Annotated in this window: 27 protein-coding genes; 7 read left to right on the top strand and 20 right to left on the bottom strand. The window is 72.5% G+C overall.

Translation table 11 applies throughout. The features are described from left to right. Positions 1 to 39 precede the first annotated feature (39 nt). The 5 genes from KPF22_RS10085 to KPF22_RS10105 all read right to left on the bottom strand — a co-directional run bounded on the left by KPF22_RS10085 (position 40) and on the right by KPF22_RS10105 (position 5,173). Positions 40 to 1,872, bottom strand: coding sequence for a GMC family oxidoreductase (locus KPF22_RS10085; RefSeq protein ID WP_224401851.1), 1,833 nt, complete (start codon positions 1,870 to 1,872; stop codon positions 40 to 42). Between the two features lie 100 nt (positions 1,873 to 1,972). Beyond that, positions 1,973 to 2,800 carry an SDR family NAD(P)-dependent oxidoreductase gene (locus KPF22_RS10090; protein WP_224401852.1) on the bottom strand — a complete coding sequence of 276 codons (828 nt, stop codon included), beginning with the start codon at positions 2,798 to 2,800 and terminating at the stop codon, positions 1,973 to 1,975. Positions 2,801 to 2,900: 100 nt separating this feature from the next. After that, positions 2,901 to 3,743, bottom strand: a complete 843-nt coding sequence (hchA, locus tag KPF22_RS10095) for a glyoxalase III HchA (RefSeq protein WP_255624245.1) — start codon at positions 3,741 to 3,743, stop codon at positions 2,901 to 2,903. A gap of 34 nt (positions 3,744 to 3,777) precedes the next feature. Beyond that, a complete protein-coding gene (locus KPF22_RS10100) occupies positions 3,778 to 4,248 on the bottom strand; it encodes a MarR family winged helix-turn-helix transcriptional regulator (protein ID WP_224401854.1) in 471 nt (156 codons plus the stop codon). A gap of 274 nt (positions 4,249 to 4,522) precedes the next feature. After that, the gene (locus tag KPF22_RS10105) at positions 4,523 to 5,173 is read right to left on the bottom strand and encodes a TetR/AcrR family transcriptional regulator (RefSeq protein ID WP_224401855.1); all 651 of its coding nucleotides are present in this window, start codon (positions 5,171 to 5,173) and stop codon (positions 4,523 to 4,525) included. A gap of 309 nt (positions 5,174 to 5,482) precedes the next feature. Between KPF22_RS10105 and KPF22_RS33055 the strand changes: the two genes are divergently transcribed. The 3 genes from KPF22_RS33055 to KPF22_RS10120 all read left to right on the top strand — a co-directional run bounded on the left by KPF22_RS33055 (position 5,483) and on the right by KPF22_RS10120 (position 8,416). Next, entirely contained in the window at positions 5,483 to 6,964 is a 1,482-nt protein-coding gene (locus KPF22_RS33055) for a carboxylesterase/lipase family protein (protein WP_224401856.1), read from the top strand. A 17-nt stretch (positions 6,965 to 6,981) separates the two neighbouring features. Further along, positions 6,982 to 7,779 (top strand): alpha/beta fold hydrolase, encoded by a 798-nt coding sequence (locus tag KPF22_RS10115; protein ID WP_224401857.1) that lies wholly within the window; start codon positions 6,982 to 6,984, stop codon positions 7,777 to 7,779. Between the two features lie 262 nt (positions 7,780 to 8,041). Further along, entirely contained in the window at positions 8,042 to 8,416 is a 375-nt protein-coding gene (locus KPF22_RS10120) for a YciI family protein (RefSeq protein ID WP_224401858.1), read from the top strand. A 176-nt stretch (positions 8,417 to 8,592) separates the two neighbouring features. Here KPF22_RS10120 and KPF22_RS10125 read toward each other — a convergent pair whose 3' ends face one another. From KPF22_RS10125 to KPF22_RS10135, 3 genes are read right to left on the bottom strand one after another with little or no spacing between them, the layout of a single operon-like run. Next, positions 8,593 to 9,612, bottom strand: coding sequence for a hypothetical protein (locus tag KPF22_RS10125; protein WP_224401859.1), 1,020 nt, complete (start codon positions 9,610 to 9,612; stop codon positions 8,593 to 8,595). Beyond that, positions 9,609 to 11,057 carry an NAD(P)/FAD-dependent oxidoreductase gene (locus KPF22_RS10130; protein ID WP_224401860.1) on the bottom strand — a complete coding sequence of 483 codons (1,449 nt, stop codon included), beginning with the start codon at positions 11,055 to 11,057 and terminating at the stop codon, positions 9,609 to 9,611. The genes KPF22_RS10125 and KPF22_RS10130 overlap by 4 nt, the downstream gene beginning before the upstream one ends. A gap of 39 nt (positions 11,058 to 11,096) precedes the next feature. Then, positions 11,097 to 11,723 (bottom strand): GPP34 family phosphoprotein, encoded by a 627-nt coding sequence (locus KPF22_RS10135; protein WP_208819052.1) that lies wholly within the window; start codon positions 11,721 to 11,723, stop codon positions 11,097 to 11,099. 226 nt (positions 11,724 to 11,949) lie between these two features. On the opposite strand from KPF22_RS10135, the gene KPF22_RS10140 reads away from it, so the two are divergent. Beyond that, entirely contained in the window at positions 11,950 to 12,939 is a 990-nt protein-coding gene (locus tag KPF22_RS10140) for a GntR family transcriptional regulator (protein ID WP_224401861.1), read from the top strand. Between the two features lie 32 nt (positions 12,940 to 12,971). Here KPF22_RS10140 and KPF22_RS10145 read toward each other — a convergent pair whose 3' ends face one another. The 3 genes from KPF22_RS10145 to KPF22_RS10155 are packed head-to-tail and all read right to left on the bottom strand — an operon-like array spanning position 12,972 to position 15,081. After that, positions 12,972 to 13,433: a nitroreductase/quinone reductase family protein gene (locus tag KPF22_RS10145; RefSeq protein WP_208819050.1), complete on the bottom strand. Its 462-nt coding sequence runs from the start codon at positions 13,431 to 13,433 to the stop codon at positions 12,972 to 12,974. Between the two features lie 47 nt (positions 13,434 to 13,480). Next, a complete protein-coding gene (locus tag KPF22_RS10150; protein ID WP_224401862.1) occupies positions 13,481 to 14,476 on the bottom strand; it encodes an alcohol dehydrogenase catalytic domain-containing protein in 996 nt (331 codons plus the stop codon). Continuing rightward, positions 14,473 to 15,081 (bottom strand): NADPH-dependent F420 reductase, encoded by a 609-nt coding sequence (locus KPF22_RS10155; protein WP_224401863.1) that lies wholly within the window; start codon positions 15,079 to 15,081, stop codon positions 14,473 to 14,475. Before KPF22_RS10155 ends, KPF22_RS10150 begins: the two co-directional genes overlap by 4 nt. A 144-nt stretch (positions 15,082 to 15,225) precedes the next feature. On the opposite strand from KPF22_RS10155, the gene KPF22_RS10160 reads away from it, so the two are divergent. Further along, positions 15,226 to 15,837: a TetR/AcrR family transcriptional regulator gene (locus KPF22_RS10160; protein WP_224401864.1), complete on the top strand. Its 612-nt coding sequence runs from the start codon at positions 15,226 to 15,228 to the stop codon at positions 15,835 to 15,837. A gap of 66 nt (positions 15,838 to 15,903) precedes the next feature. Here KPF22_RS10160 and KPF22_RS10165 read toward each other — a convergent pair whose 3' ends face one another. After that, entirely contained in the window at positions 15,904 to 16,533 is a 630-nt protein-coding gene (locus KPF22_RS10165; RefSeq protein ID WP_224401865.1) for a TetR/AcrR family transcriptional regulator, read from the bottom strand. Between the two features lie 134 nt (positions 16,534 to 16,667). Here KPF22_RS10165 and KPF22_RS10170 point away from each other — a divergent pair, with 134 nt between their 5' ends. Further along, complete coding sequence (locus KPF22_RS10170) at positions 16,668 to 18,248, top strand: alpha/beta hydrolase (RefSeq protein ID WP_224401866.1); 1,581 nt, start codon at positions 16,668 to 16,670, stop codon at positions 18,246 to 18,248. Positions 18,249 to 18,289: 41 nt separating this feature from the next. Then, positions 18,290 to 18,880 carry a hypothetical protein gene (locus KPF22_RS10175; RefSeq protein WP_224401867.1) on the top strand — a complete coding sequence of 197 codons (591 nt, stop codon included), beginning with the start codon at positions 18,290 to 18,292 and terminating at the stop codon, positions 18,878 to 18,880. Positions 18,881 to 18,953: 73 nt separating this feature from the next. On the opposite strand, the gene KPF22_RS10180 is transcribed toward KPF22_RS10175, so the two are convergent. From KPF22_RS10180 to KPF22_RS10215, 8 genes are all read right to left on the bottom strand, one after another. Then, positions 18,954 to 19,175 carry a hypothetical protein gene (locus KPF22_RS10180; RefSeq protein ID WP_224401868.1) on the bottom strand — a complete coding sequence of 74 codons (222 nt, stop codon included), beginning with the start codon at positions 19,173 to 19,175 and terminating at the stop codon, positions 18,954 to 18,956. A gap of 110 nt (positions 19,176 to 19,285) precedes the next feature. Beyond that, complete coding sequence (locus tag KPF22_RS10185) at positions 19,286 to 20,776, bottom strand: class I adenylate-forming enzyme family protein (protein ID WP_224401869.1); 1,491 nt, start codon at positions 20,774 to 20,776, stop codon at positions 19,286 to 19,288. A gap of 1 nt (position 20,777) precedes the next feature. Beyond that, positions 20,778 to 21,098, bottom strand: a complete 321-nt coding sequence (locus KPF22_RS10190; RefSeq protein ID WP_073577293.1) for an EthD domain-containing protein — start codon at positions 21,096 to 21,098, stop codon at positions 20,778 to 20,780. A gap of 37 nt (positions 21,099 to 21,135) precedes the next feature. After that, positions 21,136 to 21,513: a hypothetical protein gene (locus KPF22_RS10195; RefSeq protein ID WP_224401870.1), complete on the bottom strand. Its 378-nt coding sequence runs from the start codon at positions 21,511 to 21,513 to the stop codon at positions 21,136 to 21,138. After that, a complete protein-coding gene (locus tag KPF22_RS10200) occupies positions 21,510 to 21,875 on the bottom strand; it encodes a nuclear transport factor 2 family protein (protein ID WP_208819041.1) in 366 nt (121 codons plus the stop codon). The genes KPF22_RS10195 and KPF22_RS10200 overlap by 4 nt, the downstream gene beginning before the upstream one ends. A 111-nt stretch (positions 21,876 to 21,986) precedes the next feature. Next, positions 21,987 to 22,628, bottom strand: a complete 642-nt coding sequence (locus tag KPF22_RS10205) for a TetR/AcrR family transcriptional regulator (protein WP_208819040.1) — start codon at positions 22,626 to 22,628, stop codon at positions 21,987 to 21,989. Positions 22,629 to 22,690: 62 nt separating this feature from the next. Beyond that, positions 22,691 to 23,833 (bottom strand): acyl-CoA dehydrogenase family protein, encoded by a 1,143-nt coding sequence (locus KPF22_RS10210; RefSeq protein ID WP_224401871.1) that lies wholly within the window; start codon positions 23,831 to 23,833, stop codon positions 22,691 to 22,693. Continuing rightward, the gene (locus KPF22_RS10215) at positions 23,830 to 25,140 is read right to left on the bottom strand and encodes an acyl-CoA dehydrogenase family protein (protein WP_208819038.1); all 1,311 of its coding nucleotides are present in this window, start codon (positions 25,138 to 25,140) and stop codon (positions 23,830 to 23,832) included. Before KPF22_RS10215 ends, KPF22_RS10210 begins: the two co-directional genes overlap by 4 nt. Between the last annotated feature and the right edge of the window lie 12 nt (positions 25,141 to 25,152).

The following is a 25,152-nucleotide window of genomic DNA, read 5'->3' on the forward strand; positions in this document are numbered from 1 at the left end:
GTCGAGCACCGTGTCGAGATCGACGAGGACCTACGTCGGTCACCCCGTGGCGGCGCCGTCGCGGGTGTGGTCGGCGATGATCACATCGGAGGCCTTCTCCGCGACCATGTAGACGGCGGCGGCGATGAAGTAGCCGGGGATGCGGGGGAAGACGCCGGCGTCGACGACGCGCAGCCCCTCGACGCCCCGGACCCGGAAACGGGAGTCGAGCACGGCGTGCGGGTCGTCGTCGGCACCGATGGGGGTCGAGCAGGAGGCGTGGTGGCCCCAGGCCTCGTTGCGGACGTACTCGCGGACGGCGTCGCGGTCGCCGGCCTCGGCCTGCCCGGGCAGTGCCTCGTGGTCGACGAGGTCGCCGAGCCGGTCGGCGAGCGACCGGGCGAACTCGATCCCGTCGACGACGGCCTCGAGGTCCTCGGGTCGTCCGTTCCCCTCGTCGAAGTAGGAGAACCGGATCTGCGGCGGCTGGAACGGGTCGGTCGAGGCGAGTGTGACCGTGCCAGCGGTGTTCGTCGTGTGTGCCTTGAGGACCACCCAGGTCACCGCGTCCTTGTGCCGGGTGAAGTCCACCGAGTAGCCGGGGTAGTAGCCGCGGAACCAGACCGGGAGGGAGAAGACGAACAGGTCGGGGTCGGGTGTGGTGGCCCCGGAGGAGCGCTTCAGGAACGCGGCCAGGGTGCCGTTGGTGGTGACCGGCCCGTCCCGTTCGGTGGACCACTCGGTGAACAGGTCGTCCGGGCTCTCGCCGTTCGCAGGCGGGTTCAGGGTGGACCCGGCGAAGATCGGGTACTCGCGGGTGAGCGTGTCGACGACGGTGATCTCGTAGCGGTCCTGCAGGTTCCGTCCCACCCCGGGCAGATCGACGACGGTGGCGATGCCGAGGGACTCCAGCTCCGCACGGGGACCGATGCCGGAGAGCTTGAGCAGCTGGGGCGTGTTGAACGCGCCACCGGCCAGGATGACCTCGCGCGCGGCGTGGACCCGCGTGCGCGGGGCCCGGGCGCGACCGGCCTCGTCCACGGCCGGGTCCGCGCCGTAGAGGTGGTCACCCTCGGCGTACTCGACACCCGTGGCCCGGCCGTCCTCGATCAGGACCCGGGTGACGAACGCGCCGGTGCGGAGCTCCACGTTGCCCGGGTGCTCCGCAGCGGCGCGTAGCAGCCGCTCCCGGGCACCGTTGCGGGCGCCGTTCGACACCGCCACCGGCACGAAGATCATCCCTTCGTCACGGTGGTCGACCGAGCGACGGTCGTTCGGGTCGGCGGGGACGGGTCTGTTCTCGCCGGGGAACATGGCCTCGGTCGCCTGTTCCATGGTGGCGATGATGTCGAGGAACATCGGCTCCCGGCCGCCGACCGACGGTGCGGCCCGGGTGGTGCCGAGCCACCCCGCGGTCCCGTGGCCCGAAGCCGGGTCGACCGGGGTGCCGGGCTCGGCCGCCGGGTCGTGCCAGTGCTCCAGCCGCTCGAACAGCGGGCGCATCCGCTCGGCCGACCATGAGTCGTCACCGGTGAGGTCGGCGATGTGGTCCCAGTCGGCGTTGTTCGGGTACGCGGTGATCATCGCGGAGACGGCGGTGCTGCCGCCGACGGCGCTGCCGCGGGGGTAGAGCACGCCCGACCGCTCGGGGGTGTACTTCGGGTCGCGACGCTGCTGCTGCTCGTCGGCGTAGTGCCGCACGTAGAAGTCCCAGCGCAGCTCGGCGTGCTCGCTGGCCTGGGCGTGGAAGATCGGTGCGTCGTAGACGACGCAGCGGTGGTCGGCACCCGCCTCGAGCGCGAGGACCCGGAAGCCGGCCTCCGCGAGGTTCGCGGCGAGGGGTCCGCCGCCCGCGCCGGTGCCGACGACGATGAAGTCGAACTGGTCGTCCACGTCGTTCCTCCCCGTCCCGGCCCGCCGCCGACCGGCGTCGGGGGGCATTCCTACATCGTCACCGTGTCGAGCGCCCCTGCCGGCCTCGCTCGTGGCGACCTCATCCGTCGGTCGAGGTCGTCAGCTCGGCCCAGCGGTCGGCCTCGGCGCGGACCCTGGCGGTCTGGTGGCGGATGGCGCCGAGCGCGTCGGAGCCCAGGTAGAGCCGGGTGGGCGGGTCCGGCTGCTCGACGAGGGTGAGCAGGGCGCGGGCGACCAGTGCCGGGTCGCCGCCCTGCCGGTGGTTCAGCCGGTCGAGACCGTCGAGGACCCGGCGCACCGAGTCGTAGCCGTCGACGGTGCGCTCGGGACGGCGCGAGCTGCTGCTGTCGAGGAAGTCGGTGCGCACTCCGCCGGGGCAGACGGCGGTGGCCCGCAGGCCCAGCGGGGAGATCTCCTCGGCGAGTGCCTCGGTCAGCATGAGCACCGCGGCCTTGGTGGCGCTGTAGACGCCGGTGGAGGGTCCGGTCACGTCGGCCGAGATGGACGCCAGGTTGAGGATGTGGCCGCGGCGGCGGCGTCGCATCCCCGGCAGCGCGGCACGGATCACCGAGAGCAGACCGAGGACGTTGACGTCGAAGTTGGCGCGCACCTCGGCATCGGAGAACTCCTCGACGGCGCCGAGCACGGAGTAGCCCGCGTTGTTGACCAGTACGTCGATCCCGCCGAAGTGCTCTTCGGCCCGGTGGACGGCCGCGGCCACCTCGGTCTCGTCGGTCAGCGCCATCGGTACTGCGAGGAACCGGTCGGAGCTCCCGACCTCGTCGGTGAGCCGCTCGGGGGAGCGGGAGGTCGCGACCACGCGGTGGCCGGCCGCGAGTGCGGCGTCGGTGATGTGGCGGCCCATCCCCTTGGACGCGCCGGTGACGAACCAGGTCGTGCTGGACATCGGACTTCGGATCCCCTCGTCGTGCGACGGGACCGGGGGTGGCCCTCGACGGCCGCGACGGCCACCCCCGGTCGGTACGGGCCGCGCGGCGGCCCCGGTGTCAGGAGCGGCCGGTGAGGGCCTCGACGGCGAGCCGGCCGAGCGCGTTGGACGCGAGCGGGCTGTCACCGGTGAGCAGCTTCCGGTCGCGGTGCACCTGTCCGGTCATCTCGGTGTTGACGACGGTGAGGCCCTGCTTCTGCAGTTCCTCGGCGACGAACCAGCGCATCCGCCCGGGCAGATACCCGATCTCGATGTTGGGGCCCTGGTCGAGGGCGTCGGGGAAGACGCACACGCTGTACCCGGCCAGCGGGGACGTGTCGCCGTCGGCGAGGGACATCAGGGCGGCGGGGCCGTGGCACAGGGTGATGATGAACTTGTCCTCGTCCAGCGCCCACTGCAGCGCGGCGCGGACGTCGGAGCTGTGCGGGATACCGATGGCGGCGCCGTGCCCGCCCGGGACGAAGACGGCCGCGTAGTCGTCGTGCGATCCGGTGTCGCGCAGGACGTCGGCGAGCTTGCGGGGGTTCTGCAGCTGGGGGAGGAGGTCGGTGTAGGCCCGCTGGACGGCCTCGTCCTCGGCGGGCATCGCCCAGAGCTCCAGCTTGACCATGTTCCCCGAGATCGTCGCGACCTCGATCTCGTAGCCGGCGGACACGAGGTGCATCAACGGCAGCAGCATCTCCACCGGGTGGTTGCCGGTGGAGAAGAACCGGCCGTCGGCGAGCGGGAGGTAGCGCTCGTCGGTACCGATCATGAGGATCTTGCGCGGGCCGGAGGCGACCTTCTCGTGGTCGGCGCCGTCGAAGTCGGTCCTCGGCGGGACGTACTGGCCGAGCGAGTATTCCGAGGGGAAGAACGCGTTGTGCTCGGCGCGGTCGGGGACCGGGGTGCGGGAGGTCATGGCGCTCCTTCGGAACGGGTGCGGGGCCGTGCCGCTACAGGTCCGTCTCGCTCCCGGCATGTGCGCGGGGCTCACCACGGGCCTGTCGGGCCAGCCGGCTCAACAGGTGTCTGAACAGGTCGCGCTCGGGCGGGGCGAGCGCGCCGAGCACGACGTCCTCGGCGTTCCCGACGACCTGTTCGAGGTCGGAGAACACCGAGCGGCCACGCTCGGTGGCGACGATCTTGCGTGCGCGACGGTCGCCGTCGGCGGGGCGCCGTTCGACGAGGCCGTCCTCGACGAGATCGTCGATGACGTAGGGCAGGACCGTGCGGTCGATGCCGAGGTACTCGGACAGGGCGAGTTGGTTGGGAAGCTCCTTGTGGATGACGGCGTACAGGAGCTGGTAACCGCGGGACCCTCGCGGCAGCCGCTCCATGTGCGTGTCGACCTCGGACCGGTACCGGCGCTGCAGCATGCCGATCGACCAGCCGAGGTCGCAGTCGGGTTCCGGGTCCGAAGACACTATGCATCACCTATCAGTTGTCCGTCAACTCATCGCGCGGTCGCGGGGCGCCCGCATCAGACCGTAGAAGGTGGGCGGCCGCGGTGCCCGGCCCCGACGATCAGTCGTCGCTGACTGCGTTCGGCCGCGGCTGCTGGGTCGAGCTCGTCCGCCGTGTGCTGCAGGTGGCCCCGAGCAGCTACCACGCGTCCAAGCCCGCCCGGCCTCGGCGCGGGCCAGGCGGGACGTCGAGCTGACCCCGCCCCGGGTCGGGCGAGGTCGATGTTCCCGACGGTCAGTGCGGCGCCTCCTGGTCGTCGGAATCCCGGAGATGGGCGCGCCGCCTGTCGTCGCTCCTGAACAGCCGGCCCAGGTGCGCGTCGATCGCGGTGAGGGCGTCCTGGGGTTCGATCACGTCGAGCTCGATGAGGGGGGCGAAGCCGGTGAGGGCGAGGAGCAGGTTGGTCTCGGTCGCCGGGTCGCGGTCGGTGTCGATGTGCCCGTCGGCGATGGCCTGGCGGACCAGCTGCTCGACGAGGGTCCGCCCTTGGGCGAGGCCGTGGCGTGCCTGCTCGTGTACGGCGTCGTCGTGCAGTGCCTCCAGGACGTAGGCGGCGCTCATGCGGCTGGTCGCACGGGCGTCGGCATGCAGGGGCAGCATCTCCGCGAGTGTCACCCGCAGCACGTCGCGGGGGTGCGGCTGGTCCCCGAGCTTCCCCAGTCCTCGGCCTATGCGTGCGGAGGTCTGCTCGGATGCGAAGTCCATGGCGAAGGAGAGCATGGCGGTCCGGGAGGCGAAGTAGTGCTGCAGCTGCCCGAGCGACATGCCCGCCTCCTGTGCCACCACGCGCATCGTCAGCTGTGCGACGCCGCGTTGCTCCACCACCCGCCACAGTGCGCGGGCGATCGTCTCGCGGCGCCTGCGGTGGTCCACCTGCTTGGGCAAGCCGGTTCCTCCCTCGTGCCCGGGGGCTCGCCAATACGGTTGACATAATACACTTGACCTATAATCCTGGTTCTACCGGCAGGAAGCGGAGCCCGTGTCCGAGCGGGCACAGGTACGGATCGCGGAGGCACGTGCAGGAGCGCCGGGGGAGGGACATGTGGTGGCCGGCGGCATTCATGACGACCGGCCCCCTCAGGACCCTCCGCTCCGTCGTGCCCGCCCCCTTCGACCAGGTGGTCTGGGACGCGGTGATGCCGGGACCAGGCATGAGGTGTCCGTCGCGACAGGAGGATTGCCGTGGACGGGGTGGTGAGGACGAGGTCCGGCGCGGTGAGGGGTGTGCCGGATGTCGATGTGGTGGCGTTTCTGGGGATCCCTTACGCCGCTCCGCTGCACGGGGCGTTGCGGTTCCGGGCGCCGCGACCGGCTCCGGGGTGGGCTGGTGTGCGGGAGGCACGCGAGTTCGGGGCGTGGGTTCCGCAGCAGGCGATCCCGTCCGCTGTCTCCGGGGCCACCACCGGTGAGCTCGCCGATCTGCGTGGTGCGTCCGGCGCGGAGTGTCTGACGCTCAACGTCTGGACACCGCGAGCACGAGATGGTGCCGGCGGTGACGGGTTGCCGGTGCTGGTGTGGGTGCACGGCGGAGGTTTCGTCGGCGGCTCGGCGAACACTCCGGGCTTCGACGGCACACAGCTGGCGCGGGACGGGGTGGTGCTGGTGTCGGTGAACTACCGGGTCGGCTACGAAGGATTCGGCTGGGTGCGCGACGCCCCCTGGAACCGCGGGGTACTCGACCAGCTCGCCGCGCTGCAGTGGGTGCAGGACAACATCGTCGCGTTCGGCGGTGACCCGGGTCGGGTGACGGTGTTCGGTCAGTCCGCAGGTGCGACCTCGATCGCCGCGGTCCTCGCCGGGGGCCGCGCGGACGGGGTGTTCCACCGCGGGATCGTCCAGAGTCCCGGCCACGTGTTCGTCCCGCCGGAGGAAGCGCGCGCCGTCTCCACGATGATCACCGAGGAGCTCGGTGTCGCCCCGACTGCCGAGGCCCTCGCCGCCGTCCCCGCTGAAGCGATCCACGACGTGCAGTGGAACCCGGTGGCGCTGATGTCCGCCGATCCGGATGCCTGGAGTCATCCGAACAGTCCCTACGGCGTGGTCCTGGACGGTGAGCTGCTCGGCGAGTTGCCGTGGGCGGCGATGCGGCGGGGCGTCGGCCGCTGCATCGACCTGATCTGCGGATGCACCGCGGCCGAGGCGCGCATGTTCACGGCGAACCTGGACCCGGCCGCGGCCGATCCGGCCGGTGTGGCCCGTGGTGTCGGCCTGGATCCGGCCGCGATGGACGCCTATCGCCACGCCCGACCCGGTATCGGCGACAGTGACCTGTCCACGTTGGTGCTCTCCGATGCGTTCTTCCGGCTGCCCGCGCACCAGGTTGCCCGTGCCCACTCCGAGGCCGGCGGTCGCACGTTCTTCTATGAGTTCGGCTGGGTCGGGGATCCGGTGTTGGGCGCCTACCACGGTCTCGACCAGTCGTTCGTGTTCGGTCTCCCGACCGGCCCGCTCGGCTGGGACCTCGGTGCCCGACCCGGGGAGTTCCACACGCTGTCCACGGCGATGCGGTCGGCCTGGACGCAGTTCGCCGCCAGCGGGGATCCGGGCTGGCCGCGGTACCGGCCCGACGAGTGGCTGACCCGGATCTGGGACCTCCCGCCGACCGTCGGCGCGGACCCGACCGCGGTATCGGCCGAGATCTGGCAGCGACACCACCGCACCACGACATCGCAGTGAGGAGGTGCAGGTTCCACATGGCCGCAGTGAACGCGACCGTTCTGGCCGCGCCGGGGGCCGCCGAGCCACCCGCGGTGTTCGTGCACGGTGTGCTGTCCTGGGGCACCGACGACCGCTACGGGTTCGGCCACCAAAGCCCACTGGCCGCACACCGCCGGCTGATCCTGATGGACCGCCGCGGTCACGGCGACAGCCCCGACCTCGAGGGCCCGTACCGGACCGACTACGCGGTCGACGCCGAGGACGTCATCGCGCTCCTCGGCGACGGCGCCCACCTCGTCGGACACTCCTACGGCGGGGTCGCCGCGATGCTCGCCGCCTCCGCCCGGCCCGATCTCGTCCGGTCGCTGTGTCTGATCCAGCCCGGGGCGCTGCGTGTCGCCGAGGACGAACCGGTGGTGCGGGACATGCTCACCCGGGCCCGCTCCTCCACCGCGTCACTCCCTGCCGGCCTCACCGCCGCGGACTACCTGCGCCTGTCCACCGAGCCGCTCGGGATGCCCGCACCGCCCGCGACTCCGCAGCGGCTGCGTGTGGCCTGGACGTCCATGGGGGAGCGGCCCTGCTGGGAAGCCGAGATCGACCTGGACCCGCTCGCTGCCGCATCGTGGCCGGCCTCGGTGATCGTCGGCGACTGGGCCGGGGCGCCCGCGGAGTATCGACGCCTGGCCGGCGAACCGTTGACGGCGGCGGCCCGCGTCCTCGCCGAGCGCATCGGCGCCGAACTGCTCACCGTGCCGGGCTTCTACCCGCAGACACAACAACCGGATGCGATCAACGACGCGCTGGCCACCCTGTGGGCCGTGGCGTCGTGACCGAACTGCACCGTGGCACCCGTCGGGAGACGGCCGAGATGCGCCGCGTCGTCACCGATGTCTCGGCCGATCCAGCGCTGCGTCGAGGCTCCGCGCAGCCGGCAGGTGTTCGACACCCCCACCGTACGGCGCCCCGAACGGGCGCAGCCGGGCGGGCAGGCCTCGCCCGCCGAGCTCGGCCGTGCCACAGCGGCGCTCGCCGCGAATCCGGCCACCACTACCCGTCAGATGTTCGTCCACCACCGGAGATGGAGCAGATTCCATGACGCAGTACTTCCTGACCCTCCCGCACGACACCGCCGACGAGCCGACGATGGAGTCGATGCAGGACATGGACCCGGCCGAGCTGGAAGCGCTCATGACCGCCGTGGAGAAGTTCAACACCGACCTGAACGAGGCCGGCGCTTTCGTCACTGCGGGCGGTCTGGAGCCGCCGTCGACCGCGGTCACGGTCGAGACGACGAGCACCGGAACGACCCGGACCCCGGGGCCCTTCGTGAAGGCCGACCAGTACGTGGGCGGCTTCTGGATCATCGAGGCGGCCGATCAGGAGGCGGCACTGGTCTGGGCCGAGCAGGCCTCGGCCGCTCTGCACTCCCGGGTCGAGGTTCGCGCCCTGCAGTCGGCACCGGAGTAGACCTGGCCCCGACACGAGGACGCGCCCGCCGGACCGTAGGACGGTCCGGCGGGCGCGTGTGCAGGACCGCGCCTCGCTCGCCGACCCGGTGCGTGCCCCCCGATCCCGTTACCCGGCTCCCGATCGTACGCGCCGAGTCGTCGCCCCGAACGGGTCTGCGGGGGAGAACGCGTGAGTCACCCGACGGATTCAGTGCTCGAAGCTTCTCGCCGTGGAGCGTGCCGGGCGAGACGGGCCAGCACGTACACCTGTGCCACGATCGCGGCCGAACCGACAAGCGCGGCAGTCAGCGACGCGGGCAGCATGAATGCGGTGTGTGACACGAGGATCCCGCCGATGAGCCGGATCCGGTGCCGGTCGCCCCACCGGGGTGCTGCCTGCCACCGCAGCACCAGCCACCCGAACGGGACGGCGGTCATCAGCCCGACGACCAGCCGCTGGGCGGGGGACATCAGGTCGCCGAGCAGCATCGTGGGGCCGAGGCCGAGCGGGAGCAGCGTGGTGAGGAACGCCATGGTCAGGTACCCGGACACGACTCCGACCAGGGTCGGGTGAGGCGTGTTCCGGGCCCCGCGAACGCGGGCGGTGACGTCGCAGCGGGGGAGGACCACCAGCGCGACCACGCCGAGCGTCGCGATGAGCGCGAGGAACAGGAGCGTGAAGCCCCAGGGGGTCCGGTAGCCGGGGTCCTCGGTCGCCGAGATCAGGTGGCGGAGCCCGAACACGCCCAGGACCGCGAGGGCGCCCACGCCGGCCAGGCCCCGGTTGCCGAGGTAGGGCCGGTCCCGTTGTGCCGGGAAGAGGAGGTCGGTGAGGGTGATCGGAACCAGGACGCTGAGCACGACGTGCACGCCGATCTGTGATTCCCAGTAGGTCCAGTTCACACCGAGCGCCCGGAATCCCCAGTCTGCGGCGCCGTACATGCGAGGGCTGGTCAGGGCCTGCAGGCCCAGGCCGTCCTCCGCGAGCTGGTAGGCCACGCCCAGCAGTACGAGGCTCGGCCAGGTGCCACCGGCCCGCACGGTCGCCTCGCGGAGCACGAGGACGCCGGCGCCGTACATCATCATCAGCAGCGGCACCAGCAGCCAGGTGAACGGCACCGCGACTGCGGTGAAGGTGAGCTCCGCGCACACCGTGGTCAGCAGTGCGAGCGTCCAGGGCGCCCGGTTCCACCGCCGGTTCCCCGACCGGTTCATCCGGTGGCCGCCTCTCTGCGTGTCGGGTGGTGCGGTCCCGGTGGGGGCAGCGACCGTCGTGTGTGCAGGAGCTCGTCGAGCTTCGCGTTCTGGGCCTTCGCCATGGCCGTGGCCGCCCGTTCGACGACCGCGCGTTCGGTCGGGTCGTCCGGCATCGGTGGGGCGAGATCCGGATGCAGGCGCGAGGCGCGCAGCCAGGCGTCGATGTCCGGGTTCGCTGCCCAGCGCAGCTGTTCCGCGTTCGCCGAGAGGGCGAACCGGAGCCAGTCCACGTCGCTGCTCGGGTAGGGGGTGACGGGGCAGAGTTCGTTGCGCACGGTGTCGTCGGGACCGGTCACCTCGACGTGTGCGACGAGTGCGGCGCTGAACACCGGCTGGCATGCGCGGACCGGCTGCAGGGTGATCAGCCCGTCCTGGAAGATCGGTACGACGGGCAGCTGCTTCACGGCGTCGGCGGTGCAGTCCACGTGCAGCACCTGGCGGCCGGTCGGGAGCGTGCCGCCGTCGAGTTCGATGGCGTTCGGGTCGATGCGTGTGACCCGGCCGAGGCGGACGACGTCGGTGATCCTGCGCAGCTGGTCCAGCTCGGCCCGGGAGACGGTGGCGCAGCGGAACGCCGTCGGCCGCTCGTCCGGAGAGATCCTCAGCAGCGCTCCCGCCGCGTCGAGCCGGTCGAAGAGGTCGCGTACCGATTCGGCGCCCATGATCGCGGAGTGCTTCGCGGCGTGGTCCGCTGCGATGTCCGCGGCGCGGCGCAGCGGCATCGGCTGCACCGTCGCACGGTCGATGAGCCACGGCGCGCGGGGCATGATCCAGGTCAGGTCGGCGGGGTCGACGCCCTGCTCCAGCAGCCAGAGGCAGGCGTCGATCCCGGTCTTGCCCGCTCCGACGACGACGTAGCGGTCGGAGGGCTCGCGAACGGCGGGCAACTCGTTCGGCGGCACGACTCGGATCCCGTCGGCGACGGGGAACGCCGGCGGCCGCATCGCGGGCACCGTGACGCCCTGGTAGGTGGTGTCCACGATCCTGCGCCGCACGGTCACCCGGTACCGGGTGCCCGAGGTCGTCACGTGGAACCGTCCGCCACCCCGGTACTCGGCCATCGGGAAGTAGGAGACCCGCCCGGACGGCAGGAACGTCCGGCGCATCACCTCGTCGAAGTAGTCGCAGATCTCGGCGGCGCCCGCCAGCTCGTACATCCCGGCGTTCCAGCCCGTCCGGTCGACCCGGTCCTCGCCGAGCGGGCGGGAGTTCACGCCGTACATCGCCGACGGTTGGTGCAGCCGTACGAAGGGGTAGGCGACGGTCCAGTGCCCGCCGGGTCGGTCGTAGCGGTCGACCATGGTGACGGTCGCCCGCGACTCGCTCAGCACCGTGTCGACGAACGCCATCGCGGTCGCACCTGCGCCGATCACGAGGTAGTCGGTGTCGATGTCGATCACCATCGTGTCGCTCCTGTCTCTCAGTCCGTCCGGCCGGTCGGCTCAGCCCGAGGCGGCCATCGCGGCGATGGCGCCCTTCGTCCGGGCGATCGCCGTGCGCACTGCGGGACCGACGGCCTGCCCCGTGGCGATGTCGCCCATCCGTGTGCGGACCTGCCTCCGGTGACCGGTGGGCAGCGCGCGGCGCCACAGCCTCGCGGCGTGCAGCACGCCGATCAGGGCAGCGGTGCGCTCGTCGGGCTCGTGCCCGTCGAGGACGGCGTCGGCGAGCCTGCTGCGGATCTCGGATGCCGCCGAGGGGTCCTGTGTGGGGTAGCGGTGCGCCGGGATGAGACCGAGCAGCCGGCCGCGTCGGCGCCGAAGCACGCCGCGTTCGACGAGCGCGGCGATGGCGCGACCCGGCGCCCCGGCGCGCGTCCGTCGCAACAGCGTCGAGACCTTCACCCGGCCCGCGACCTCGGCGAGGACGGTGTCGAGGTGCCCGGCCCCTGTCGGAGCCGGGTCCACGACCGTGACGACGTCGTCGTCCCCCACGGCGATGCGCTCGGCGAGGGCCAGCTCGACGACGACCGCACCGGCCACGGCCCAGTCCAGGCCGAGACGGGTCCCGCCCCTGCCGGTGTCCTCGTCGAGGGCGATCAGGACGACTTCCTCGGCGACGGTGAGCATGGGGATGTCCTTTCCGGTCCGGCGGGCGGTGCGGGGCGGATCACCGGGTGGCGAAGTCCCGGATCGCTGACTGCGTACGCTGTAGCGAACTACGCGTACACTGTCTCCACGAGGACGTGAGTCGGTCAACGAATTGTGCAGAAACGCCGCTGCGAAGCGAACTAGTGCAGTGGAAGTGAACTAGTACACTTTCGCCGCTGTCGACGACTACGCTCGGGAGGTCCGCATGCCGGAGGACGCTCAGTCGGAGCCGCTCTACCGGCGGATCGCCGGGGAGTTCACCGCCCGGATCCGATCCGGTGATCTGAGGCCGGGGGACCGGATCCCGTCCATCCGGCAGATCGCCGACCGGTGGAACGTCGCGATCGCGACCGCGACGAAGGTTCTTGCCGTGCTGCGCGACGAGGGCCTCGTCGAGGCGAAGGTGGGCTCCGGCACGGTCGTCAGCGCCTCCGCGAACGGACCGCGCCGGCCGGGCCGGGCGCACACGTCCGCTTCCCGGCCGTTCCCGCCGCGTCCGGCCGGCGGAGCGAAGCAGGCGCTCAGTCGCGAGCACGTGCTGCGGACGGCTGTCGCGATCGCCGACGTCGAGGGTGCGGGCGCGGTGTCCATGCGGCGGGTCGCCGCCGAGCTCGGCGTGGGAGCCATGTCCCTCTATCGCCACATCGCGAACAAGGACGACCTGATGATCGAGATGGCCGATCTGGTCTTCGGGGAGCTGGAACTCCCCGACCCGGGGCCCGACGGCTGGCGAGCCAGGCTGGAGCTGATCGCGCGGTGGCAGTGGGGGCTGTGCCGGCGACACCTGTGGCTGCCCCGAGCGGTGTCGTTCACCCGGCCCTCGATGGCGCCGAACATGATGGCGCACACCGAGTGGACCCTGCGGGCGCTCGAGGGTCTCGGCCTGTCACTGCGCACGCGGATGCAGGAGGCGCTCGCACTGCACTCGTTGGTGATCAACGCTGCACTGTCCACAGCGGACGAGGTGGAGGCCGAGCAGGAGACAGGTGTGTCGCTGGGCCGGTGGCTGCAAGCGCAGCGTGCACGGACCGACGCGCTGTTCGCCGGCGGACGCTTCCCCTTGCTGGCGCAGGTCCATGAGCAGGTCGTCCCCGACGTCGACGAGCTGTTCGACTACAGCCTGGCCCGGCACCTGGACGGGTTCGCGGTCCTGGTGGGGGAACCGCCGTCGAGCGACTCGCGGCCGGCCCCGTGACCGCCGGCTCCGTGCCGGGACTCCTCGACGGGTCAGCCCGTGACGGGTTCGAGCAGCACCACCGGCACCTCCCGGCCGCCGGTCAGGACGGCGCGCTCGCGCAGGCCGGCGAAGAACGGGTACAGCCCGTCGGCGTAGGCGAGCCAGTCCGCGCGTTCGGTGCCCTCGGCGACGCGCGCGGTCATCAGCGTCCGGCGGGCCCCGTCCTGCAGCTGCACCGTCGGATGGGCGGTCAGGTTGTGGAACCAGCCGGGGTGCCGGGCCTGCCCACCGGCCGACGCGCCGAGGGCGTAGACGCCGCCGCGCTCGATCCGCATCAGGGCGGTCTTGCGCAGCGTGCCCGACCGTGCCCCGCGGGTGGTCAGGACGACGACGGGGCCGCCCAGCATGGTCGCACCCTCCCGGCCGTCGGTGCGTTCGTAGAGCTCGACCTGGTCGCGGGTGGTGGGGTCGGAGCTGGGGACGTACTCGCCGTCCAGCAGGTTCGGTGTCATGCGGGGTCGTTCCTTCCGTGGTGGGGTCCCGGGCACTGCGGGCCGGGTCAGAGGGTGATCACGGTCTTGCCGACGCTCCGGCCGCTCTCGACGAGCGTGTGTGCGGCCCGCATGGCCTCGGGGGTCAGTCCCTGCAGCGTCGTCGTCCCGGTCGGACGCAGGCGGCCCGCCACGACGTCGCCTGCCGCGCGGGCGAGGATCCGGCCCTGACGGGCGGCGTCGCCGCCGGTGACGATCGTGCTGAACACCGTCTCGCCGTGCAGCGACAGCGACCTGCCTGCGAGCGCCTCCAGGTCCCAGCGCCCCGGCGCGTCGACGAAGGAGAGGTGCCCGAACGGGCGCAGCAGCTCGACGAACGAGGTGAGCCGGCTGCCGGTGTCCGAGGTGGACAGCACGAGGTCGACGGGGCCGACCCCGGCGTCGCGCAGCTGGGCGGCGAGGTCGCCGTGGTGGTCGACGACGAGGTCCGCCCCCATGGCGGTGGCCCACTCCCGTGTCTCGGGCCGCGACGCCGTGCCGATCACGAACGCCCGCGTCCACGTCGCCAGCAGCTGCGTGGCCATCGAGCCCACACCGCCCGCGGCGCCGACGACCAGGACGGTCCCGACTCCGGCGGGCAGTGCGTCGCCGTCGCGGACGAGCGCCTCCCACGCGGTGAGCACGCCGATCGGCAGGGATGCGGCGTCGGCGAACGCGAGCTCGTCGGCGATCGGGGCGACGACCCGGTGGTCGACCGCGACGCGTTCGGCCCAGCTCCCGTCGCGGGTGATGTCGCCGGTGCCCATCACCCGGTCCCCGACCGCGAACCCGGTGGCCGCGGGCCCGGTCGCGACGACGACGCCGGCGAACTCCCATCCGAGGACGACGCGACCGCCCGGCGGCGCACTGCGGGTCCGCCGGATCGCGGCCTCGCCGGGGTTGATACCGATCGCCCGCACCTCGACCAGCAGGTCTCCGGCACGCAACCGCGGTTCGGCGACGTCGACCAGGTCGACGGCGAACGCGTCGAGCGGGTGCGCCCGCTCGTAGGCGAGTGCCTTCACCGCGCTCCTCCGGCCGGGTCCTGGCGCAGGGCGTGCAGGGCCGAGAGGGGGCCGCCGACCTGCATCAGCCGTCCGCCGTCGCGCAGCGGTCCGACGTCGACCGGGGCGAACCCGATGCGGTCGGCGAGCTCGTGGAACGTGGCCTTGGCCGCGGTGTCGTCGCCGGCGTGGAACAGCAGCTGCCGCCCTTCCGGGTGCCGGGGGTCGGCGGCGATGTAGCGGGCGTGGAGGGTGTTGAACGCCTTGACCACGCGTGCGCCGGGGGCCAGCGCCGCCACGAGCTCGCTCGGCGTCGCCGCGCCGGGACCGACGTCCGCCGACCCCGGCATCCGGTTGGTCGTGTCCACGAGGATGCGTCCGTCCCAGGGCGGGAGGCCGGCCAGTGCGTCGCCGATCCGCGGCCACGGCACGGTCAGGAACACCATGTCGGCCCGCGCGGCGTCCTCGACCGGCGCCGCCCGCACCGACGACCCCAGCCGCGCCGCGACATCGCGCAGCGAGTCGGGGCCGCGGCTGTTGCTCAGGGTCACGGTGTGCCCCGCCCTCACCAGATGACCGGCGACGGCCTGCGCGACCGTCCCGGCGCCGATGGTTCCGAACCGCACGAGAACCCCTCCTTTGATGATGGACGACATCAATAACTACACGACCGGAGGTGGAGGCCGTCAAGCCGGACGGCCGATTTTGATGGTGGGCATCATCGAAAATCGTCTAGACTCGGCCGGGTCCTGGCCTGGGAGGTGGTCGACATGCCCCGCGTCACACGGGAGCAGAAGCAGCGCAACCGCGAGCGGATCCTGGCCGCGGCGGGCGAGGGGTTCCGGCTGCGCGGCATCGACGGCACGGGCATCGACGGACTGATGAAGTCGGCGGGCATGACCCACGGCGGCTTCTACAACCACTTCGCGTCCAAGAGCGACCTCGCCGTCGAGGTCCTGCATCAGGGCTTCATCGACTCGCTGGCGGTGCTCGACGGCCTCCGCGCGGCACACCCCGGCTCGGCGCGTGCCGCCCTGGACGGCATGATCGACCAGTACGTCGACGCCGAGCACCGGGACCACCCCGAGGCCGGCTGCCCCTCGGCCGCACTCGTCTCCGACGCGGGACGGCACGGCGCCGACGCGCAGGCCGAGTACCGCCGTGGCCTGGACGGCTACTTCGACGCCATCGCGGACATGGTGATCGAGTACGGCCGCGAGACCGGTACCGAGATCACCCCGGCCGAGGCCAGGGAGCAGGCGGTGGCACTGTTCAGCCAGATGGTCGGCGCGCTCCTGCTCTCCCGGGCGGTCGCCGACGTCGCCCCGGACCTGTCGGACGAGGTCCTCGCGGCCAACCGGAACCGGCTCAAGGACCGGTGAGCGCGCGCCGCAGCGAGGTCACGGGTTGATGATGCGCCGCGCGTCCGCGTGGCGATCGTCGGCGGCTCAGGTCCCCGCGCGCTCCACCGGCGCCTCCCGGCGAGGTGGGTAGGCACCACGGATGCGGTGCAGGGTGTCCGTGACGACGGCGCGGACGTCGGCCTCCTGCAGTGGGGCCGGGCTCAGCGCCGAACCGAGCGAGAAGCCCTCGACCAGGGTGAGCAGCAGGAGCGCTTCACGGTGGAGTGCCTCCTCGTCGATCACACGGTCGGCCAGTGCCGCGCGCAGGAGCGACCGGATCGCCTCCGCGGCCGTGCGCGAGGTCGTGGCGACCTCGGATGCGAACTCCGGGTCGGTGCGCGCCATCACCCGGTACTCGACGAGTGCGATGTTCTCCTTGCGTTCCTGCTCGCTGGTCGGCGCGACGAGGACGACCAGCTCGGCGACCCGGGTCGCCGGGTCGCCGGACAGACCCGGGTTGCGGTTCTCGGCACGCTGGATGAGGACGCCCAACGTGAACGACATGACCTCCCGCAGGTTGTCACCGAAGTAGTGCCGGATGCTCCCGATGGCCAGACCGGAGCGTGCGGAGATCCGCGCAAGGGTCACCGAGCGGAGTCCGTGTGCGGCGATCTCGTCGATCACGGCGTCGGCAACCTGCGCACGCCGGGCATCCGGGTCCACGCGTCTGGGCATGGCACCACTCTATCGCCCGATGTGGCATGGGCATGCTACTTTTCTAGCACGTTCATGCTAGAAACAGCGTCGGTCAGGGCGTAGCACCCACCCGGCCCGCGCCGCCGTCGAGCCCGGACCCGACCAGGAGAGACATGTCCTCGTACCGCCGACGCCCGCACCGATCGCGACGGACCGTGCCGCGTCTCGCCGCAGCCGTCACCGTCATCCCCCTCGTCCTGTCGGCGGCCTGCACGTCGGCGCCCCCTCCGGAGTCCGGTGGGCAGTCGGACATGGCCGCCTACCTGACGCAGGAACTCGACTGGGGCGGCTGCACGGACACCGCGACCAACGCCGCGGACGCCGAGCTGTTCGCGAACCCCGCACTGGAGTGCGCGTCGGTCGAGGTCCCACTCGACTACGACGCTCCGGCGGGGGAGAGGGCACAGCTCGCCCTCACCCGTGTCCCCGCCCGGGGAGAGGCCGAGGGATCGCTGCTGATCAACCCCGGCGGCCCCGGAGGGTCCGGCACCAGCTTCGTGGCGTCCTTCCTGCCCCAGTGGCAGAACAGCCCCGTCGCCGAGCGCTTCGACATCGTCGGCTTCGACCCGCGCGGGATCGGGGCGTCGACCCCGGCCCTCGACTGCTACACCGACGAGGAGTACGACGCCGGAGACGTTCCCCGGTTCGGCGCCGTCTACGACATCACCAGCGCCGAGCAGGCGGCGGACCACGCGCAGCGCTGCATCGAGGGCTCCGGAGGCGTCGAGAACCTCGTCAACGCCGGATCGGCGAACGTCGTGCGTGACATGGACATCATGCGGGAGGCCCTCGGCGACGAGCGGCTGACCTTCCTCGGCTACAGCTACGGCTCCGAGATCGGCGCCATGTACCTCACCGCGCACCCCGACAAGGTCCGTGCCGTCGTGCTCGACAGCGCCGTCGGCCCCGACTGGACACCGAGCGAGCTCCGCCTCGCCCAGTTCACCGCCTCCCAGGCCCGGTTCGACGAGGTCGCCGCGCTCTGCGCCCGGTCACCCGACTGTGTCCTCGGGTCCGATCCCGCGGCGGCGAACGAGCGTCTGCACGAGATCGTCGCGCCGCTGGTCGAGACGCCGGCGCCCACCGCCGAGGGCAGGGACGTGAGCGTCTGGGACGTCTACCTCGGGATCACGGCGGGCCTGGCGGCGGAGGCCCACTGGCCCTCGCTGATCTCCGCTCTGACCGCGCTCGACGCGGGGCGGGCCGAGGAGATCCTCGCCCTGCGCGACGGCTTCTACAGCCGCACCGCCGACGGCGTCTACACCACCGACATCGATACGAACATCGCCGTGCGCTGCATGGACTGGCCCCGCCTGACACCGGAGGAACAGACCGCGCACGCGCGCGAGGTCGCGGACGTCGCGCCGATGTTCGGCATCGACCTGCTGACGGCGGGGACCTACCACAGTGAGTGCGAGGCGTGGCCGGCCCCGCCGACGCGCGACGTCCCGTGGCTCCCCGCCGATCTCGAGGGCCTGCCCGAGGCGCTCGTCGTGTCGGTCACCGGTGATCCCGCGACGCCGTATCCGGGTGGCGTGTCCATGGCGCGAACCCTCGGCGCGAGCCTGCTCACCGTCGACGGCAAGCAGCACGGTGCCTACCTCCTCGGTGGCAGCACGTGCGTCGACGATGCGGTCAACGCCTATCTCCTCGACCTCGAGACCCCGCCGGCCGACGCCCGATGCAGCCTCTGACCCGCTCGGGACCCCGTTCCGGCAGACAGGAGAAGGTGACGATGGCCCTGCGACCCGTTCGACTCCACCAGGCACTGAGCCGCACCGTCCACACGATCACGCTGCCGGACCCCGACGGCCCAGCCGTCTGGGCCGTCGAGACCTGCACCATGGAGGATCACCGCGCCCGGCTCTACCGGGACGGGCAGCGCACCAGCACGGCCGAGATGCCCGCCACCTTCACCGTTCCCGGAGGGAGGATCGAGGTCGACGCCGGGTTGTACGGCGTCACCCGGGTCCATCTCGTCACCCCCGACGGGCGGGAACGCAGACTGGCCCCGGCGCCGGGGACCCTGGAGTACCGTCGCGCAGCCCTGACCCGGGACCACCCGCGGACGAGCCGGGCGATCGCGGTCACCGCCGTGTTGATCCTGCTGGTCAACCTCGTCCTCGCCGCACCCGTATGGCTCGAGATGGTCACCTCGATCCCGGAGGTGGCGGACCGGGTCGGCACGTTCACCTCACCGGTGCTCCTACCCGGCTGGCTGCTCGGGACCCTCGCGGTCGCCGGTGTCGTCGCCGCCGTGGAACGAGCAGTCACCTGGCGGCACCACCGCGTCGTCGACGCCGAGACCCTCTGGACCTCGCTCTAGCTGCCCCCTCCCATCCCGCAACCCCACCGGCCCCGGACCGGAGCCGCACCGACGTCCGGTCAGCGGTGGCCGGTCATCGCCGGTCCTGGACCTGGGAGGGGTCCAGCGGTGCGTTGTCGCAGTAGCGCATGCCGTGGTGCTGGTCGGTGCGCGGCCCCTCCGGTCCCCATCCCCAGCAGCAGTCGTTGCCGGCCAGGACGGACGCCGACTCCCCGGCGGCGGGGGTCGCGACCGTGGCCCCCGCCGCCGGGACCCCGGCGCCGACCCCGACGGCGAGGGCGACGGCCACCGACACCCTGCCCACCGTCGACCTGATGCTCGTGCGTGATTCTGCTCGATCCATGCCGGCAATGGTCCGGATGTCGCTCGGGAGGGGGCCCGAACGTGAGGCTGGGGCAGGTGCCGTCAGCTCGCGGCCGGGGTCGCGAGCCGACAGGCCAGCCGGGTCGCCTCCGGACGCGACAGCTTTCCGACCCGGTTCTGGGGCAGGGCGTCCACGACGAGCACGTGTTCGGGCCACTTGCCCTTCGCCAGTCCCTCGGCGTCCAGATGTGCCCGGACGGCGTCGAGGTCGATGTCGGGCCGTGACGTCACGAGCAGGGCGGCCACACGTTCCCCGAGGACGTCGTCCGGGACCGGCACCACGCACACCTGCTCGACCGACGGGTGCCGGGCGAGGGCGCTCTCCACCTCGTGGATGTCGATGTTGCGCCCGCCACGGATGATGATGTCCTTCTCCCGGCCCCGCACCGACACCCGGCCGTCGGCGTCGACGGACATCAGGTCGCCGGTCGTGAGGTAGCCGTCCGCGGTCAGGTCGGGCGGTGCGAGCGCGCCTGCCCCGGCGTAGCCGGCGAACAGCGACGGGCCTCGGACCTGGGCCCGCCCGACCGTGCCTGCCGGGACCCCGGCCCCGTCGGCGTCGACGACGCGCAGGTGGGTCCCCGGGAACGGCACACCGTCGGTCCCGAGCCGCACCTCCTCGGGGTCCGACGGCGAGGACGTCGTGTGGCCCAGGCACTCGGACATGCCGAACACCCGCAGGAACCGGGTGCCCAGCCGCTGCTCCGCACGGGCGAGCGCACCGCGGTCCATCGGTCCGCCGCCGACGGTCATGGCCGTCATCGCCGACAACATCCCGGCCTCGGGGGCCTGCATGCCCATCTGCAACGCCATCGTGGGCACGCACATCGTCCACCGGGCCCCGTGCGTGGCCAGGAGCTCCACGGCCTCCGGCGGACTCCAGCGCTCGGCGAGCAGGATCGGTCCGCCGAGCATGAGCGGCAGGTAGAGCCCGAAGCAGACGGCTGCGGCGGAGGACAGGGGGACCAGGGCGCCGACCGGATCGCCCGCCCGCAGGCCGACCGCCTCGACGGTGGCACGCCCGGCGTAGCGCAACGCCGCCTCGGTCTGGACCACCCCCTTCGCGCGGCCGGTCGACCCCGAGGTCAGGCCGATCACCACGCCGTCGCCCCACCGGCCCGGCCGGGTCTCCGCCCGGCCGGTCAGGGTCCATCCGTCCAGCACCGTGGCCCGTGCCGGACCCACCGAGCCGGTGTCCCAGGTCGAGGCGCTCCATGGTGAGGTGATCGCGACGTCCGGGTCCAGGTCCTCCTGAGCCGCGGCGAACTCCGGCGCGGTCGCATGGCCGCTCAGCAGGGCGAGCGTGCCGTCCACCCGTCCGACGGCGAGGGCGCAGACCACGGTCCGCCAGGTGTTCTCGGCCTGGAGCAGGACGGTGGGCCGCGGTCCGGTGCAGCCCGCCAGCACCTCGGCGAGCTCCCCGGCCGCCGCGAGGGTGGTCGCGAGGTCGTGCGGGCCGGCGCCGTCGATCGCGACGACCTGGCCGGGGTCGGCCCCGGCCCGGCGGTCCAGTTCGGTGACCAGCGCGCGCATCTCAGCCCTGCACCATCTCGCGCTCGTCGCCGAGCAGGGCGATCCGCCTGCCCCGCATGGACCCGACGTGTGCCACGGCGGCCTTCCACTCGTCGCTGGCGAGGGCCGCCCGGGCCGACTCCTCGTCGTCGAAGCTGAGGACCGACAACCCGTCCCACCCCTCGGAGCGTTCCTCCAGTGCGCTGCTGACGGCCGTGTGGCGCCACGCGCGCAGGCCGGGCAGCGGGTAGGTCATCTCCGCGTGCTCGCCGCGCCACCAGGTGATGAACTCGTCGTGGGTCCACTCCGGTGGACGAGCGGCGAGCAGGACGAGATTGAACATGACGCCTCCTTGCGCAATGGCCGGCGGTACCGCCGGCTCAGATCGACTCGATGTCCAGCTGCGGCGAGCGACCGATCATCAGGGCCGCCACCCGGTCGTCGGCGTCGAGCCGGGCCGAGGCGACGAAGGTCGACTCGAAGGCGCCGGCGCGCCGGGCCTGGCCGAGGACCAGCTCGTCCCGGCCGACGACGGCCTCGGACAGGACGTGGTGGGTCAGCACACCCTTCTCGCGCTGGGCGAGATAGCCCTCCAGCTCGGCACGCCCACCGTGGAAGTCGGTGGCGGCCCCGCCGCCGGTGCCGAACACGATCGAGAACCGGAACCCCGGTGCGATCAGGTCGAGGATCCGCTCCGGGGTGTCGGAGTCGATGGTGCCGAACCAGCGGGACAGCACGCTCCGCGTCGCCGCGCTCACGCCGCCGCCTCCGGCTGCGGGTACAGGGAGAAGCTCGGGTGGAAGAAGACCTGGTAACGGGCGATCAACCCGCCCGGCGAGACGAGCGCGACCCCGGAGAACGCCCCGGTCCGACGACCGTCCTGTTCGGTCACGACGCCGTACACCATCTCGAGGTCGCCGTCGACCGAGCTCCGGAGCACACCGTGACGCCGTCCGACGGGGGGACGCCCGGAGATGTAGGCGGCGAGGTCGGCACGCCCGGACCCCGTCACCTCCCCGCCCGGGAGCGCGATCAGGAACTCGATGTCCGGCTCGACGAGGTCGAGCCCGCGCAGCGGCTCGGTCCCGTCCAGCCGGGAGTAGTAGTCGACGATGACCATGCGACCGTCCTCTCCGACGGGGGCGTGTGAAGAGAATGACTTGAATTCAATTCAATACGACCATACGACCCGGCCCGGGCCGGTACAAGAGGGCTCGGCCCGCGGACGGACTCAGAACTCGGAGGGCCCCTCGTCGACCATGCGGACGCAGCAGCCGCCGATGAACCCGGCGATCGCCGGCAACTCCAGCGAGCCGTCCGGGCGGTACCACCGCCAGACGCTCACGACCAGGCCGAGCAGGCTGCGCGCCATCATCAGCGGGTCGTGCCGGGCGAACTCGCCCCGGTCGACGCCGTGCTGCACGAGGTCGGCCCAGTTGCGCTCGATCCGGGCGACGAGCTTGCGGCACGCCTGGCGCTCGGCCTCCTCCCGCTCCGAGGAGCGGCGACCGGCCAGCAGCGCGATGTTCGCCTGCAGGATCCGGTTCTGCTGCACCTCCTGCGGTGACACCTCGAAGGCCGCCCGCACCGCAGCACGCAACCCGTCGTGCGCCGTCGACGACTCGGCGACCGCGGCCCGGAACGCCTCGTCGGAGTTGCGCAGCCCCAGTCGCATGATCGTCAGCAGGCAGTGCGTCTTGGACTCGAAGTAGTGGTAGAGCGCCGGCTGGCCGATGCCCACCCGGGTGGCGACCTCGGACCACCGGGTGGCCTCGAAGCCGACCTCCCCGAAGCACTCGACGGCGGCGGCGAGAATGGCCGGCCGCTTCGAGCGGGGACCGTCGTCGGGCTCGGTGAGCGCGGCGATGCTCATCGTCGGGCCCCTTTCGCGTGGCGGTCGCGCCAGCGTAGCCGTTCGCCCGAACCGGCTTCGGGTCACGTCCGCGCGGCACCGAGCACCTCGTCGAGCAGGGCCGCGGCGCCGGCGGGCTCGCCGTCCGGCAGCACCCGGCTGGTCGCGGCCCGCCGGACGTGCAGGTGGGCCGGATGCTCCCAGCTGAACCCGATGCCACCGTGCACCTGGACGTTCTCGGCCGCCACCCACGTGTACGCCCGGCCGCAGACCAGCGCGGCGGTGCGGGCGGCGATCGGGAGGGCGGCCTCGTCGTCCGCCGCGCAGGCCGCCGCCCAGAGCGACGCCGACCGGGCCGCCTCGAGCTGGACCAGCATGTCCGAGCACCGGTGCTTCACCGCCTGGAAGGTCCCGATCGGCCGGCCGAACTGCACGCGGTCGCACGCGTGCCGCACGGCCATGTCCAGGGCCGCGCCGGTCCCGCCGGTCTGCTCGCAGGCCAGCGCGGCGAGGGTGCGGTGACGGGCCCTCGACAGGACCGCGGCGGCGGTGTCGGGCCCCGCGACGAGCCGGGCCGGGCTCTCGTCCAGACCGACCTCGGCCAGCGGCCGGGTCGGATCGAGCGCGCGGACCCCGGCGGCCGTCGTCCCGGGGGACCCGGCGTCGACCGCGAGCACGACCGGCCCGTCCGGCGAGGAGGCGGCGACCAGCAGGACGTCGGCCTCGGCCCCGTCGACGACCAGGTCCTTGCGACCGGTCACCCGCCAGCCGTCCGGGGTCCGGACGGCCCGCGCCGGGGCGTCGGCCGACGCGTCGTGCACCGCGACGGCCGCCGTCGTCCCGCCCGACACCAGCCGCCCGATCAGCTCGTCCTCGCCGGTCCCGGTCAGCACGCCCAGCGCCGTCACCGACGTCGACAGCCAGGGGAGGCGGGCCAGCGAGCGGCCCATCTCCTCGGCGACGACGGCGACCTCGCGGAACCCCGCGCCGGCACCGCCGAGGCGCTCCGGGACGTCGAGGCCCGCGGCGCCGAGCTCCCCGGCGAACCGCCGCCAGACCCTCCGCCGCTCCTCGGGGCCGGCCGGGCGGCCGTGCAGGACCCCGTCGGCGTCGCCGTGGCGGCTGAGGAAGTCGCGGACGACCTCCCGCAGCGCCTCGGCGTCGCCGTCGGGGGTCAGGGTCGGGACCGGAGCCCGGGCCGGGGCCGGGGTCGGCGCCGCGGTCATCGGACGGGCTCGGCGTCGTCGGCGACCTCGGCGAGCACGTCGGCGAAGCGCTCGCGGGCCCGGGCCCGCAGCGTCGGCCGGATGTAGGGCGGGAAGAGGCCGTCGTCGGGCTCGGTCCCCCGCAGCAGCGCCTGCGCGAGGTTGATCTTGTGGACCTCGGTGGCGCCGTCGGCCAGTCCCATGTGGAACGACTCCATGACCCACTTCCCGAACGGGAGCTCCTGGGAGATCCCCAGCGACCCGTGGATCTGGATGGCGCGCCCGGCGATGTCGGCGAGGACCTTCGGCATCGCGGCCTTGACCGCCGAGATGTCGGCACGGACCCGCTTGTAGTCGTCGTAGCGGTCGATCCGCCACGCGGTGCGCAGCACGAGCAGCCGGAACTGCTCGAGCTGGATCCACGAGTCGGCGATCATCTCCTGGACCAGCTGCTTGTCCGCCAGGCGCGTGCCCTTGCTGCTGCGCGACACCGCACGGCGCTTCATCATCTCGAAGGCCGACTGCACCAGACCGACGGTGCGCATCGCGTGGTGGATGCGGCCGCCGCCGAGCCGGGTCTGGGCGACGGCGAACCCCTCGCCCCGCCCGCCGAGCAGGTTCCCGGCCGGCACCCGCACGTCGGTGTAGCGCAGGTACTGGTGGGTGCCGACCGGCTCGTCGTGGCCCCACACCGACACGTCGCGCACCCGTTCCAGGCCCGGCGCGTCGGCCGGGACCACGAACATCGACATCGACCGGTGCGGCGGCGCGTCCGGCTCGGTCACCGCCATCACGATGAGGAACTCGGCGAACAGGGCGTGGCTGGAGAACCACTTCTCGCCGTTGATCACCCACTCGTCGCCGTCGAGCCGGGCGGTGGTCCGGAACCCGGTCGGGTCGGACCCGCCGTGCGGCTCGGTCATCGAGAAGCAGGACACGATGTCGCCCTCGACCAGCGGGTCGAGGTAGGTCCGCTTCAGGTGGTCGGTGCCGTAGTGCGCGAGGATCTCGGCGTTGCCCGAGTCCGGGGCCTGGCAGCCGAACACGACGGGGCCGGAGTGGGTCCGGCCCAGCTTCTCGTTCAGCAGGGCGAGACGCAGCTGCCCGTAGCCCTCGCCGCCGAGCTCCGGACCGAGGTGGCAGGCCCACAGCTTGCGCTCCCGGACCTGCTGCTGCAGCGGTCTGATCAGCGCGTTGCGGACCGGGTCACGCGGGTTCCACGCGTGCTCGACCACCTGGTCGACGGGCTCGACCTGCTCCCGCACGAACGTCTCGACCCAGTCGAGCTCGGCCTGCCATGCCTCGTCGGACTCGAAACCCCACGACATACCTGGTCCTCC

The sequence above is a fragment of the Pseudonocardia sp. ICBG1034 genome, from assembly GCF_020131375.1.
GTDB classification, from domain to species: domain Bacteria; phylum Actinomycetota; class Actinomycetes; order Mycobacteriales; family Pseudonocardiaceae; genus Pseudonocardia; species Pseudonocardia alni.